The 15,419-nt window shown below is 59.6% G+C and carries 8 protein-coding genes; all 8 read right to left on the reverse strand.

What is annotated here, in order from left to right:
- Positions 1-86: 86 nt before the first annotated feature.
- Positions 87-2,399, reverse strand: coding sequence for a prolyl oligopeptidase family serine peptidase (locus QQL64_RS15125; protein ID WP_284401161.1), 2,313 nt, complete (start codon positions 2,397-2,399; stop codon positions 87-89).
- A 177-nt stretch (positions 2,400-2,576) separates the two neighbouring features.
- Positions 2,577-3,332, reverse strand: a complete 756-nt coding sequence (locus QQL64_RS15130; protein ID WP_284401162.1) for a class I SAM-dependent methyltransferase — start codon at positions 3,330-3,332, stop codon at positions 2,577-2,579.
- A 68-nt stretch (positions 3,333-3,400) separates the two neighbouring features.
- The gene (locus QQL64_RS15135) at positions 3,401-4,063 is read right to left on the reverse strand and encodes a hypothetical protein (protein ID WP_284401163.1); all 663 of its coding nucleotides are present in this window, start codon (positions 4,061-4,063) and stop codon (positions 3,401-3,403) included.
- A gap of 2 nt (positions 4,064-4,065) precedes the next feature.
- Positions 4,066-4,590 carry an RNA polymerase sigma factor gene (locus QQL64_RS15140; protein ID WP_284401164.1) on the reverse strand — a complete coding sequence of 175 codons (525 nt, stop codon included), beginning with the start codon at positions 4,588-4,590 and terminating at the stop codon, positions 4,066-4,068.
- Between the two features lie 246 nt (positions 4,591-4,836).
- Positions 4,837-10,869 carry an autotransporter-associated beta strand repeat-containing protein gene (locus QQL64_RS15145; protein WP_284401166.1) on the reverse strand — a complete coding sequence of 2,011 codons (6,033 nt, stop codon included), beginning with the start codon at positions 10,867-10,869 and terminating at the stop codon, positions 4,837-4,839.
- A gap of 270 nt (positions 10,870-11,139) precedes the next feature.
- A complete protein-coding gene (locus tag QQL64_RS15150; RefSeq protein WP_284401168.1) occupies positions 11,140-11,952 on the reverse strand; it encodes a sulfotransferase family protein in 813 nt (270 codons plus the stop codon).
- 110 nt (positions 11,953-12,062) lie between these two features.
- Entirely contained in the window at positions 12,063-12,803 is a 741-nt protein-coding gene (locus QQL64_RS15155; protein WP_284401169.1) for a tetratricopeptide repeat protein, read from the reverse strand.
- Between the two features lie 218 nt (positions 12,804-13,021).
- The gene (locus tag QQL64_RS15160) at positions 13,022-15,307 is read right to left on the reverse strand and encodes an FdhF/YdeP family oxidoreductase (protein ID WP_284401171.1); all 2,286 of its coding nucleotides are present in this window, start codon (positions 15,305-15,307) and stop codon (positions 13,022-13,024) included.
- Positions 15,308-15,419 lie beyond the last annotated feature (112 nt).

Consider the following 15,419-nt stretch of genomic DNA (forward strand, 5'->3'; position numbering starts at 1 on the left):
CTTCGGGTCGAAAGCGAACACGACGACAACTGCAAGAACTGATGCAACAGGGAATTATTCGCCAGCAGCAATTCTTTTCAGATACATCAATTTTTCGCTACTCCATTACGGTCTTCTCTAGGCACCGGCAGTTGTGCATCAAGGAAGGCGAAAATATCGGCGAATTCCGCTGCCTCGGCCCCGAGCGAAACCTGGATGCCATGCCCTCCATGCGCATCGGTACGAATCCAGACCGGGCGCCCGCTGGTATCGGCAGTACGCAAGCGCGCAGCGAACTTGCCTGTCTCCCAGGTAGCGACGCGGCTGTCGTTGAGACCCACGCTCAGCATCACCGCCGGGTAGGCAGTATGTGGACGAATCTGTTGGTACGGGTCTGTCGCCAGGATCCAGGGAAAGTCAGCCGCGTTACGCGGGTCGCCCATTTCACCGAGCTGGTTGGCGCCGTTGGGAGCCTGCATCAGACGCACCGGATTGAGCATGCTGACCAGAAACACGGCGGCACCGAAACGGTCGGGATAACCCACCACCGCGTTGCCAATTAGCAGACCACCGGCGCTCCCGGATATCAGCGCGGTGCGCTCCGGTTTGCTGTAGCCCAGTTCGCTCAGTCGCGCCACGCCGGCGACAAAATCTTCCACGCCTTTGTGCTTGTTCGCCCCCCTGCCGGCCTGATGCCACGCTTCGCCCTTCTCGCCGCCGCCGCGAACGTGCGCATACGCGAAAATGTTGCCGTGCTTGACCCATTCCAGGCGGTTGGGCCTGAACGACGGCACGATAGACATTCCGTAGCCACCATAGGCGAACAGGATGGCGCGATGACTACCATCCAGTGCGACATCTTTGCGGTGCAGGATGGTCAGTGGCACGTGCGTACCATCCTTGCTGACCAGCTCGGTTTCGGTCGCCTCGATCATGCTGTAATCGGCCGGGCTCGCTTCATCCTGGCCGAGGCTGTGCATGGCGCGACTTGCAGGATCGTAGCGCCAGGACTTCGGTGGCGTGGTCCACCCTCGCAGCTCCAGCAGGAATCCGTCCTGGTTGTCGTCGGCATGGAACAGCGAGGCTGCACCCATCAGCGGCATCGGCACCGTTTCGACCTTGCCGGTGGCGTAGTCGATGCGACGGATGCCGTCGATGCCGTTCCTCGATACTTTCACGTATAAAGCATCGCGCGCCGGCGCGACCATCTGCGTATCGTTAATACTGACTCCGACAATCATGTCGTCGCCCTGTAGCGGCAGGATGGAGCGTGCATCCTTGATCGATGCATTCGGGCGCGACAGATCCAACGCCAGTAATTCGCCGTTCGAGCGCCCGTGGCTGGAGACGAGATAGAGCGTGTCGCCGTGAATGGCGGCATTCTGTACCTCATCACTGAGGTCGGCAATGCAGCGCCAGGTTGCGCCGGGCTTTACCGCATCGGACTGCGCTGTCACGCAGAAGCGCTGTTCGGCTTGCGCTCCCAGTGCCTCGCCCAATGCCCAGCGCGAGTCGGTGGGAAATTCGATGACCGGGAAACGATTGGCAGTAATCGCAAACGAAGAATTGGCGCCCTCTCCGTTGCCCGCCCTCAGCAATATTGTGTCCTGTGTCGCCGGTGTGCCAAGCCGGTGCAACCGCAAGCGCATATCCTGCAGCGGATCGCCGCCAGTGCGCTGGTCGGGCGGCGCCATCTGGGTGTAGTCGAAACCGCTGCCATCAGGTAGCCACTCAGCGCCGAACTCGCCCCACACCGGTTCAACCGCGTCGCCGGTGGGTTTGCCACTTTTCACGTCGAGCACTTCCAAGCGGGTGACCTCATTGCCGCCGTGATCGATGTTCACTGCCACCTTGCTGCCGTCGGGCGAAGGCGTGAAAAAGGTGATCGAGGCGTGGCCGCCATCGTCCTTCAATGTTGCCGGATCGAGTAACTCACGCTCGGAGCCGTCCGCCTCGCGCACCATCAGGACGCCATTGCCCTCCGCCGTCTCGCGGATGAAGAACAATCTCCCATCGACATAACGCTGGGCGCGGTGGACCACGGCAGTGTTACTGACTTTTTGCAGGGTTTGCTGCCAAGCCTTCAGTGTCGGCAACGCATCGAGTTTGGCTCGCGTGTGGTCGCCCTGTGCGACTAGCCATTGCTGGAATTCTGCATTGTGCTCACCCTCCATCCAGCGGTAAGGATCGTGCAATGTGGTGCCGAAGATGTGGTCGACGACATCGACCGTGCGCGCGGTCGGCGGGTCGTCCGTCTGCGCGGCAATGGCGGGCAGTATGCCGAGCGTTAGGCTGCAAACTGCGGCGACGACGCATGATGCAAGGCGCCGATGGCGCGAGCGGGAAGTGCACAGCATGACGATGTCCTTGGTATGCGTGAGGAAACCCTGAGGCGTGTCCTTGCTTGCCTTACCCACCATGCGGAGCACTCCTTTGCGTCAATGGAGACAATACCGTCTCATGATCGGACATGACCAAACATGTGCTAGAAGCTCATCCAAAACCTTCACGCAGTCATCACAACCGACGCATGTGAGTCTGGTCGTAGAACAGGTCTGCTTTGGGTCGAAAGCAGACATCTAGTCTTAGTGTGGTGACTAGGATGAAAGTGGTCGATATCCCATGATAACAGGCTGAAAAAGCACGTTATCGCGCCTTTGTATCTGTACAAAGCCAGCGCGCACCATCAGCTCCCGGAGCTTTTCTATGGTGACGGCGTAGTAGCGGCTGCGTATCAATTTGGTTTCGCAGATACCCGAGGGAAGTTCGGTCGTCAGGTACAGCCTCAAATCATATTGATCGGCGTCCCACTCCCATACCTGCACAGCAAGAAAGCGGTTCCCATCCACCAGCCGCAACCCATAAGGACGGACATCTGGATTTTTGCGTTCAATGGCCGCGTAGTCGCGGACAGACAAGATCGCAATACCCCCAGGCAGAAGGCAACGCCAGCAGCTTTGGAGAGCTTGAAGAATGTCCGAATCTGAAAGGAGGTGGGGAATGCTGTTATCGCATGCGAGCACAGCTGCCACGGATTCCGACAGCGTCCCATCTAGCGTTCGCAGGTCATCAACGAATGCAGTAGCACACAAATCTCGACTTAAAAGCTCGTTACGCAATCGGTTAATTGCGCCGGAAGAAATATCGGACGCAGTTACCTGATATCCGCGCTGAAGAAGCCCAATAGTCTGCGTACCTATGCCACTAGCTGCATCGAGCACCGACGCACCCGGCAATACCCCGCTCTCGCAGAGCAAGTCGGCAAGAGCATCCCCTTGCTTGGCAATGGATGCATCCCAATCACCGTAAAGCAAGTGATAGTAAGGTGCGAGTTCGTCATAGAAAGAATTCAAAGCTCCCCCTTAAACCTTTGCACTCTTGATGTCCGCCTTGGTCGAAAGCGGACATCATGCAACCCCCTTCATTCGTGCTCGAACCGGGCAATGTCTTCCAGCATAGCTTCGACTCGCTTTACCGCATTACCTGCGAAGCTATCCTCCAGCCGGCGGCGATAACCCAGCCGACTTAGTAACGCATAAGCGAGGGCGACGACGACTAGCGAGGCCGCACCACACAGAGACAACCACAGCCATGAACCTGACATATGGCTCCACAAATCGACACCGGCGCCGTCCGCGCCGTACTGAATCAGCATCAGCATGGCTGGAATCCAAATAACACTGCCCAGCACGGCGAATACCGGTGCCTCCACTCTTACCCGCCATGCGCGCAACTGCGCGACACGCCGCTGAATGTCCAGCACGGGGGCGGCGTAGTCGATGACGTGCACCAAAGACAGTACACGTGCCGGAAAAATGATCGCCAGCGTGCCGAAGGCTTGCATGGCAATGCCGCAGGCCATCGCCTGCCAGATGTGGAGGTGCGTAGACCAGAAACTGATGCCCCACAGCGCGAGCGCGATACCAAGGACGATCTGCATCGACTGTCCCCACACCAACGGCCGCACTCTGCGGCGTAGCCGGTCCGCTTGGTCGCTGCGGAAGATCTGCCAATTCAATGCCTGCTGCCGCTCCAACTGCTGGTTAAGCGTCAGCCATGCTTGCTTCATGTCATCGAGTTCCATAGTCATGCTCCTGCCATGGCCGCGCCGGTCATCTGCCCGCGCAGCGTTTGCTTGATGCGACTGATCTTGGTCGCCACGTTGGTTTCGGTGATGCCAAGGATCTCGGCAATCTCCGCATACGGCTTGTCTTCCAGATAAAGCAGGATCAGCGCCCGATTAAGCGGATCGAGCTGCCCGATAAAGGCGTAGAGGGTGGCAATACGTTCATCGGGTTCAGGCGCCTGCTCGGCACCAATACTTTCCAGGTGATGCTGCTCCAGCGGCTCCAACTGTGCGCCTCGAACCCCGTTCGTTTTGCGCAACTGCGAAATCGCTACATTCAGCGCCACGCGGTATAGCCAAGTGGAAAACTTCGCCTTCAGCGAATCGAAGTGCGCGAACGAACGCCATGCCTGAAGGCCAATTTCCTGAGCCAGATCGCGCCGGTCTTCGGCGTGATGGGCGTACAGATTGACCACCTTGAACACAATGCCTTCGTGTTCGCGCAAGAGTGCCTGGAAATGGCGTGGGTCCGGCCGGTGGCTCATGGGTCGCTCGGGAGTCCTTCGATTCACTCCATGATTCGCTGCCCGCCAAAAAAAATCACACCGCCCGCGATGGCCAGGCAAAGGGTATGCCCGGAGGGGCCCACAGGGGTTCTAGCGCCATCCGGGAGTGCCAGGCCCATAGGGCAGGCACTAGTGGCAACAACATTGTCTGCTTTGGGTCGAAAGTGGACATCCGAGTAACACTTTGTCCAACGCTGAGATCCATAATCACGTTTGCCAATCGCTTCAGAAGTGCTTGGTGAATCCAACGCTCAGCGCGTTGTCGTGCAAACGGCTGCCGAAGAATCCTTGATAGTCCGCGTATAGACTCCACGATGCGCCAGCTTCCGCCGTAATACGTGCGCTGGCCGTGCCCATGCCGCGCCCTTGTGTTGCGCCCGGCAGGTCAAACACGGTGCCGTCCTGTGCGGTGACCTGCACGATCGGCGTGGCGTTGTTGTGGGTGTCGTAGCGGTAACCCAGGCTTACCTGCGGCACGTACGTCACACCCTGGGCGACGAAGCTGTGTTCGATGGCCATGTCTGCATAAGGCTGCAACGTGGTGTAGCGGCTGCGTGCACCGTCCACCGGAAAGCTCGATGCATTCGGATTGGTGCTGTAGAGCGTTTCGCTGAAGCCATCGAGAGTTTGACGCTGATAAATGGCACCGACTTTCGGCGTGAGCTGCCACTGCGACAACTGGAATGGCCACGCAGCCTGTACGGCAGCCGATTGCATGGTGCCATCGGGAGTGGAGGTAGCCGTGCCGATGCCGGTCGCACGATTGAAGTGATACTCGCTGTGCATGTCATCGATCGTGGCCGAGAGCACCACGGGACCGGCATTGGCATAGGCGTACAAACCGCCGTGCACACTGTCAACGCGACCATTACCGCCGATCGTGTCGTTGCCATTTACCTGTCCAACGCCTGCTTCTACACCAGCGTGTAGTACATCACCGAGCGCGTAATCGGCGCCGCCCAATAGGCCGAATGTTGTGCTGTTCGAACCACTGGTGCCATTCAATGAAATATTCGAGCCGGTGTATTGCGCCCAGGCGCCTGTACCGCATGACGCAGTAACGTTTTGCATCGACGATGCATGATCGGCGTTGCACTGCGTGCCACTTGGCGTCAAAGCCACGTCGAGCACGGAGCCCAGATCCTGTTGACCCGCCACATTCGTGCTGCGCATCAGGTTGCCGTACAGGTTACCGTCAAGCGGCATTACCAACCGTTGTCCCAATAACAGTGCGACCTCGGCCGAGCTGTAACTGATCCGCGATGGAACTGCTCCCGGCACAGTGCCGTTGATGGTGCCGAAGGCGCCAGTGATCGAACCGCCCTGCACCAGATCGAACTTGCTATCGCCGTAGGTGCCCGGTGCGAAGATTAGATCGAGCTTACCTGCGAGACTCGCATTACCGTTGACTTTCAGCATCGAAGATTGCGTCGGCGTTACATCGAGCTGCAACGTACCGTCCGCGTTCTGCGTGTAATTACCGTTGATGGTAAGCGTACCCATCGAGCCACCGGGCCACACCTTGCCGTCGCTGGTGACGTTACCATTGATGGTACCGTGGCCACGCAGCGTGCCACCATCTTGCACACGCACGGGTCCTGCAATGGACGCCGCAGCGGAATTGCTGTCACCTACTTCCAGCGTGCCCGCGCTGATCGTCGTGCCGCCGATGTAGGTATTGTTTCCGGTCAGGATCGTCGTTCCCGTTCCTATCTGCGAAAGCGAACCGGTTCCGCTGATGGCGCCCGGCAAGGTGACTGTTCCCGATTCATCGATGGACAGCATTGAGTTTTGATCTAGGTAGATGGCACTTACGAGCCCTCCTGATGTGCCGCCGTCGCCCAACTGCAACCTGCCGCCGACTACTGTCGTTCCAGTGAACGTGTTGTTGCCAGTGAGCGTTAGGATGCCCGCATCGTCGTCGTACAGGCGGCCGCTGCCTGAGATAACACCAGCAAAGGTTTCGCTACCCGAATGGAAGAAATCCAGGATTCCCTGAAAGCCACTCTCGCTGCCAAGCACGACATTGCCGACAATCGAGCCGGTCGTGCCGAATTTTCCGAGCACCAGCCAGTTGCCGAGGACGGTCGTGCCGCCGGTATAGGTATCGGTGCCGGTCAAATACACCGGAGAAGCCTCGCCGTTAGCGTTAAACACTGACAATGCACCCGGCCCGCTGATCACACCAGACATCGTAATCGGAGGATTCAATCCCCCTGTGGCAAAGAGGTTTCCCGCTCCAATGTAAACGTTTTCCGGTACGAACCCGAACCGATCAAGGTTGCCCAACTGCAAGCTCGATCCCGGCGCGCCAACGATATAGATCGTTCCGAGGAAACCCAGTGCGCCGCCAAAGGTGGCTCCGCTTAGCGTGAGATTGGCGTCTCGATCGATCACCGAACCGTTACCGGAAATGTTGCCGCTATAGACGTCGTTACCAGAATGATCGAAGACCAGCGTTCCGCCATTGAGTATGATGTTGCTGACCATCGAACCTGTTGTACCGCCGTTGCCAAGCTGCAGAATGCCCGCATCGATCATCGTATCGCCGAGATACGTGTTGGAACCCGTGAGCACCAAGGTACCCGCACCGCTCTTCAACAAGCCGCCATGGCCACTTAGCGCTTGCGATACGGTGAACGTGTTGCTTGCATCGTCGATATTGAAGCCGCCGCCAGCGCTGCCCCAGATGATGTTGCGTGCCGTCTGATTAAAGCTGGTGCCGGTGATCTCCAATGTACCGCCTTCGAAATCCAGCGGATTGGTGCTGGCACCCAAATTGGCATCCGACGAGACCGACAAATAGCCGCCACTCAATGTGGTCTTGCCGGTATAGAGATTATTGCCGGTAAGAACTAAGGTACCGCCGTCGGTCTTGTTCAAACCATCGGTGCCTTGCAACACGTTGTCGATGATCGCCGTATCGCCGCTGCTGACGCGCATAACCGGCGCGACACCATTCTGCCCGACCAGATCGATGGCACCGCCGGTGAGGTGATAGCCATCGCTGACGAATTGCATGCCGGTGACGCCGACCGTACCGCTGGTGTCATCCACGGTGACCGTACCTGGCGTGCCGCCAAAAATAGCAAAGCCCGGTTGTGGCGACATCGGCCCGACAAACTGGCCGGTGATGTCGGACCAGGTGTTCGACGAAATACTCCAGGTACCGCTGCCGCCACCCATCTGGCCCGGGCTGGCGAGACCGTTCGCATCCCATTCGTCGAGCGTGAGACTCAGCGTGTCGACGAGGTTGATCTGTTTATCGACGGTGAGAATCTGCAGGCTCATGCCGCTGGGCGGCGCAAAGCCCCCGCCGGTGATGCTCAGCGAGTTGCCCCAGTCGAATAGGTTGTACAAGCCCGGACCCATGCTGCCGAGATTGTTGACGTTGAGCGTGGAAGTGTCGATCGACAGATTGCCGTTCACCACCACGTGATCGCTCTGACCCGGCGTGCTGAAGTTCGGTCCAGGCGATCCAAAATCGAAATTCAGTCGTGAGCCGCTGCCGACGGTGAGATCGCCACCGATCGTCAAGGAGCCGATGGCGCCCGCTTCGCCTGGTGTAAGCGCGGCGCTATTGGAAAGCGTCACGCTGCCCGACACCGTGCCGTAACCGCCGAGCGTGCCGCCGTTGACGCTAACGTCGCCGCCCACCGTCGCCGTGGCATGAGAACTGTCGCCGACGATCAGCGTGGCGCCGGACGCCACGGTCGTCAGGCCGGTTGCCGTGTTGACGCCATCGAGAATCAGCGTACCGGTGCCGTTCGCCGTCAGCGTGCCCCCGCCCGAGATCACGCCGCTGTAAGTGCCGTTGGTGGTTTGATTGAACACCAACGCAGCGTTGTTGAGGATGTTGCCTTGCAGACTGGCGGTGTCGCCTTGCAGCGTGCCTGCGGTGATCGTCGTGCCACCGGTATAGTTGTTGACGCCGCTGAGCGTCAGCGTACCCGTACCTGTTTTGGTCAGTGTGCCCGCGCCCGAGATCACGCCGCTGTAAGTGCCGTTGGTGATTTGATTGAATACCAGCGCAGCGTTGTCGAGGATATTGCCTTGCAGACTGATGGTGTCGCCTTGCAGCGTGCCTGCGGTGATCGTCGTGCCACCGGTATAGTTGTTGACGCCGTTGAGTGTCAGCGTACCCGTACCTGTTTTGGTCAGCATGCCGTTGCCGATTATGTTGCCTGATATCGTCAGGTCGGCATTCGTTTGCAACGTGCCGCCGGTGCTGTTGGCCAGGGTGAAGCTGCGCACAGTGGCGAATGTGCCGGTGGTTTCCAGCGTGCCGCCACTGAGTACGACCACGCCGCTACTGTCGCCGAGGTTCGCGTCGGACGAAACGGCGAGCGTGCCGCCGTTGATAGTGGTGCCGCCAAGATAGGTATTGCTGCCGGAGAATGTCTGCGCGCCGCCATTGAGCGTGACGCCGCCGAGACCGGTGCCGGTTCCGCCGGGGACGATCGAACCGCTGAAATTGTCGTTGGTGGCGTTGTCGATCACCAACGTATGCGAGCCCAGTGTGACCACGCCGCTACCGGAAATGCCGGCGATGGTTGCTGTACTACCGCTGGTGCCGCTGATATCGAAGGTGCCGCCATCGGACATTTCGGCACCTTGCAGATTGCCGTTGTTGCTCAGCGCCACTGTGCCCTGGTTGATGGTGAATAGCCCACTGAATGTGGATAGATCACCGGCAAGTGTCAGTGAGCCCGTACCATCCTTGATCAATTGGCCCGTTCCGCTGATTGAGCCTGCAAAGCTGCCTGCGGCGGTCTGATTGAAATCCGCCGACGGCGTTCCAATGCCATTGCTAACGAACGCCAGATTGCCACCGAAAGCGCTGCTGTTGCCGGTGAGCTCGCCTTGCTGGATGGTCCAGTCGATGCCTGCGTTGCCAGTGCCCGTCAGCGTCCAATTGCTATTGCCAGTCTTCGTATTGCTGGCGAAGCCAACGATCAATCCCGCATTGATGGAGCCGTTGACGTCGCCGGCCAGCGTCAGTATGTCGCCGCCGTTGGTACTGCCGCTGATACTTTGGATGGCGCCGGTGAAGATAGCGCCCGACAGGATCACCAACTGATTGCCGCCGCCAGAAAACAGCACTGAGTCTGCCTGCACGGTCCCGTTGCTGCCGCCGGCAATCGTGCCGTCGGTGACGACGGTAACGCCACCCCATCCGCGCACGCCGACACCCGGCGTGCCATCCTGCGCACTGGGGATGGGAGAAACGGTGCTGGCGTTGCCGCCAATGATCGTGCCTGCGTTCTCAAGCGATGACCCCGCGCCTACGAGGTTGACGCCCGCGCCACCGCCGCCATAGCCGCCAGGCAGGTTCCCGCCATCCTGGTAAATCCCGGGATTGCCGCCCAGGCCGCCGATGATCGAGCCAGTCGAATTGTTGGTGACAGCAGCACCGGCGCCGAGCACCAACAGACCATCGCCACCGCCGCCACCGCTGCCGGCATAGCCGCCATTGCCGCCTGCGCCGCCGGCACCACCCAGCAGTCTGCCGTTATTGATAAGGGAGACGCCGCCTGCACCCGACGCGATGATCACACCCGCGCCACCGCCGCCGCCGCCGCCTGGATCGCCGTTCGTGGCATTGCCATTGGACGCCGTGGCTGTTGCATCGCCGCCTCTGCCGCCAGCACCGCCAGCAAGCGTGGTCGTACTCCCCACGATCGGCGACGAATTGCCATCGTTGATATAAACGCCTGCACCGCCGCCGCCACCGCCGCCGCCAACAACACTTGATCCGGACTCTGCTTGGCCCGCGCCGCCGGTGCTCCCGGTAACGGAGCTAACGACACCCTGCGATCCGGTCGCACCCACGACGCCACCCGCGCCGCCGCTGGAAGTGATGTTGACCGAGCCGACGTTGAAGATCCCGTTCGCGCCATTGCCGCCCGTGCCGTTGGTGGCGGTGGTGCCCGCGCTTTCGCTGGTGTTGGGGTTCCAGACGATCGCATCGCCGCCTGTGCCGTTGCCTGCGCCGCCGGTCGGGCTGCGACCGGGACGCCCGCCAACGCCGCCCGCCGCGCCACATCCCGACGGATCGGCAGGCGTGCAGGTCTGGCTCCATGCGGGCGCGCTTGCACATGCCAATGCCAAGGCGGCGATCGCCAAAGCGAGCGGATGGCGTCGCGGAGTGCGTGTGGCAGACGTACCGGAAGAAGAGCCTTGCGCATCTGCAAGTTCGGAAGCGACTTGCACTGCAGCCAACGACCGATTCCACACGAGTCGATAGACACGGTTCATGCGATTTTTCCCCTGTCGTGCACCGTGTCGCAGGAGCGGGATGCGATCGCGGCGTCAATCGGGCGGCTAAATACCGCCGGTGAAAGCCCCTATGCGCGGTGTCCTTGCGCGTAAACCGCCACCAGCGCATGCGCACGACTTGTCATATTGGGCCATGCGCTGACGCTATCCTGACGGATGTCGCACAGCGCATCAATAACTTCTCGCGCAAAACGCGCTGAGCACGACGTTGACGCGGTCTTTACAGGCTGGACTTTGCGATAGCTCGACTCAAACCACTTTCACGCCGCGGATATTGGCTTGCGCGTTCAACCAGAACGCATCGTTTTCGAAGCGCCGGAAGATATCCGGCGGCAACACCGTCGTGCGTTCCTGCGCCGCCACTTTCCTGCCGATCGCATGCAAGCCCGGCGTGCCGGCGCGCGCGTCGAATGCTTCAGCGTCGAAATGCACGTTGTCGAAATCGTGCTGGAACGGCGACTCTCCGACGAAGTCGTAAACCGCGGCCATGGCCTTGGCGGGGTCGCTCACCAACGTTTCATATTGCAGCAGCATCAGATGCTGCGCATGCTCGCCGTAAAACGCTTCCTTCAATGCGTTGTAGGCGTATCCCACCATGCCCTCGCCGTTGGCAAGGCCCTCGGCGCGGGTATACACGGTGCCACCGGTTTGAAAACTAAAAATGGAGGATGGGTGCAGCGCGTTGTTTCGCACGACTCTTTCTACGCTGTCGACAATCCATGACACATGCCGCACGCATGCAATCATTTTCAAGTCCGGAAAAAGCTCGCACAAGACCGGCAGCTTGGCACACCACGCTCGGTTGGTATCGAAGACGACTTCGGCCGCGAACTCCTCACCGTAGTAATGCTCGAACAGACCGCGCAGCGTGCGCCTGCGCTGTGCATCGGTGATGAAGGTCGAGAACTCATTGCGATCGCTCATTTCACCCAGCATGGCATTGACCATGCCGAGAAGCGGGCTGCTCATGTTCGCGTGGAAGCGGGGATTCTGACGCAGCAGCGCCGCCAGCAAGGTGGAACCGGATCTCGGCAGGCCCGAGATGAAGTGGATGGATCGCACCTGTTTCCCCTTTCGGCGCCGACTTTCGGACAGTCTGAAGGCGCGATTATGTGCACTTATCGGCAGCTAGTTCCAGGCCACTATTGCATTACCGCTTGCTTGGATAGCAATCACTTCCCCGCCTTCGCCTGCAGCCCCCTGACGTAATCAAGCTCGCCGATCGACCTCTGATCTCCCGGGCTGATGCTGAGGCAGGCGTTGTACTTCTGTACCGCCTCGTCGAACTTATGAAGCTCGACCAGCACGTAGCCTTGGCCACGCAAGGCGTGGCAGCGGAGCGTGATCTTTTGCTCGGGCGGCGCAAATTCGGCGGCGCCATCCGCACTCTGAAACGTATCGAGCGCGCTTGACCAGTTCTTTTCGTTTTCGTAGACATTCCCAAGCTCGGAGAGAAATTGAGAATTGGAAGGCGAGAGCGCCAGCGCTTGCTTAAGGCTTGCCTCGGCATGAACCAGGTCGCCCATGGAGCCATACGCGTAGCCACGAAGGTAATAAGCCATCGCCCAATCGGGCTTGCTCAACACCACCGAACCTTGATGGTTACTGGAAGCGATACCCGAATAGAACAGCGCCTCCGTCAGTGTTTCGGCGCAATAGACTTGCCTCTTGCTATGGGCGTAGGCCGTTTCGTAGGTGTGGATGACCTGCGCAAGCGGTCCGTTGATGGCATCGGCATTCATGCCCGCCTTGATCTGGGCCATGGCCTGCTGCAGAAGCTGCTCCTGGGCGGCATCGTCAATCGGCGAACCGGCCGATGTTTCAGACCGTGGCGCCGCTGGCGCGGCGTGCTGTGCATATGCCAAGTTGATAGAAAGAAAAAATAGAACTATTGCCAAGCCAAGCGTCTTCATCCGTGTCCCCTGTAGCAGCCGGTCGTTCAACCATGGATTGCATCACTCTTTCTAGAGACGTCTTCTTTGGTTTGAAAGATGACACTCGATTCTACATATACATATAGCCAGTCGCGGTGTCGGGATTCACTATGAAATAGTCCACGGCAAAAGGGCGGCCAAGGCAAATCCGGTCGCCCATACAACGTGCGAACCGACCAGGAGCAAGAAAGTAAACGTCAGCGACTTCCAGCCCGCGTCACACGCACTGGAACCGACTTGTAGGAAGGCGTTCCGCTTTCCTTGTCGATGTAGTCCAGAGGCACCAAGCAGTTGCCCTCGGGGTAATACGTGGCCACGGAGCCTTTTGCGATTTTGTAGATCACCGCGATCACCTTTGTCATGCGGCGCTCTTGGCGATTACCGAATGCGGTTTCCACGATGAGCTCGTCGCCTTCTTCGATACCACGTTCGGCGAGGTCGTCTTCACTCATGAAGAGCACATCGCGTCGCCCGAAAACGCCACGGTAACGGTCATCCAGTCCGTAGATGGTGGTGTTGTACTGATCGTGGCTGCGTAGTGTGGTGAGCTTGAGGATCGTTCGATCGGTAAAAACAGGATCTTCGTGCAAGCCGGTGAAGTTGAGGAACTCCGCCTTGCCGGATGGGGTATTCCAGATCCGCTCCGTCGGTGGCAGCGGCAACCTGAAACCTCCCGGGACACGGATACGTTCGTTGAATTTCTCGAAGCCCGGGAACACCGCTTCGATGGCATTGCGAATGCGGTCGTAGTCCTCGATCAGGTGCATCCACGGCACCTTGCTCTCGGGGAGTGTGGCGGCAGCCATGCCTGCCACGATGGCAGGCTCAGACTTCAATGCTTCCGATGCCGGCGTCAGCTTGCCGCGCGATGCATGCACCATCGACATGGAATCTTCCACCGTAACCGACTGCGGACCCGTTGCCTGGATGTCACGCTCGGTGCGACCAAGACACGGCAAGATGAAGGTGTTCTTGCACGTAAGCAGATGCGAGCGGTTGAGTTTGGTGGCGATATGCACAGAGAGTTCGAGTCGCCGCATGGCCTCGAAGCACGCCTCCGGGTCGGGCAGCGCCACCGCCAGATTACCGCCGAGGCAAATCAGCACTTTCGATTCACCCGCCACGATGGCCTGCATGCCCGCCACCGCATCATGGCCGTGAGCGGCCGGCGGACGGAAGCCGAAAGTTTGCTCAATCTGCTGGAGCATCGCTGCACTTGGCTTTTCCGTAATGCCAACGGTTCGATCACCCTGGACGTTGGAGTGGCCGCGCAACGGACAGATGCCTGCACCGGGCTTGCCGAAGTTGCCTCGCAGCAACAGCAGGTTGGCGATCTGCTGCACGTTCTGCGTGCCCATGCTGTGCTGCGTGATGCCCATGCCATAGGTGACGATGGTCGCCTTGGATTTGGCATACGCTTCTGCGACTTGTCGTAACGCGTCCTCGGTGACACCCGACGCAACCTCGATGTCCCGCCAGGACGTCGCGCGAATATCGGCCGCGAACGTTTCGAACCCGTTCGTGTGCTCGGCAATGAAGGCGTGGTCGAGGACGGTGGATTCCGGCCCCAGCGCCTCATCCATCTCAAGCAGCGCCTTCATGATGCCCTTGAGCGCCGCCGCATCGCCGCCGACTTTGGGCTGAAGGTACGTCGACGCGATCTCCGTCGCGCCAAAGGTCGCCATCTCCAGCGGATCTTGCGGATCGGCAAAGCGTTCCAACGCGCGCTCGCGCAACGGATTGAACACGATGATGGGAGCGCCGCGACGCGCCACCTCATGCAACGTGCCCATCATGCGCGGATGGTTCGTGCCGGGGTTGTGCCCCATCGCGATGATGAGTTCGCAATGATCGAAATCGTCCAGCGACACGGTGCCCTTGCCAATACCAATGGACTGCGGAAGGCCCACGCTGGTGGCCTCGTGGCACATGTTCGAGCAATCCGGGAAATTGTTGGTGCCGTATTCGCGGGCAAAGATTTGATAGAGGAAAGCCGCCTCGTTGGAAGCACGCCCCGAGGTGTAGAACTCGACGGCGTTCGGGTTGGCCTGGCTGCGCAGAATCGCGCCAATGCGCGCAAAGGCTTCATCCCAACTGATGGCCTCGTAAATATCCTTCTCTGTGTTGTAGGCCATCGGGTGCGTCAGTCGCCCCTGATCTTCCAGCTGGTAGTCGCTCCATTCGCGCAGCGACGTCACTGTGTGCGCAGCAAAAAACGTCGGAGGAACGCGTTTGTTCGTCGCCTCCCAGGTGACGGCCTTGGCGCCGTTTTCGCAGAACCTGAAAGTGGATTTGTGTTCCTTGTCCGGCCATGCGCAGCCTGGGCAATCGAATCCTTCGGGCTGGTTGGTTCGGAGGAGCACAACCGTGGCCTCCGGAGCATTCATCTGCTCTTGGATGGCCTTGGCCGTTGCTCGCAATGCGCCCCAACCACCTGCGGGTGCGTTGTAAGGACGAATGCCGGGGATCTCTTTATCAGCCATGACGCCATCTCGCTGTAGCGCTAGTGGTGCGCCTGATTATCGCCCGACTATGTGCCAGGCACGTGGCTTGCGCCGCCCGAGCTGCGGTGTCTGTTCCGGTAACGATCCGTCG

The organism is Dyella lipolytica, assembly GCF_030160075.1.
GTDB classification, from domain to species: Bacteria; Pseudomonadota; Gammaproteobacteria; order Xanthomonadales; family Rhodanobacteraceae; genus Dyella_B; species Dyella_B lipolytica.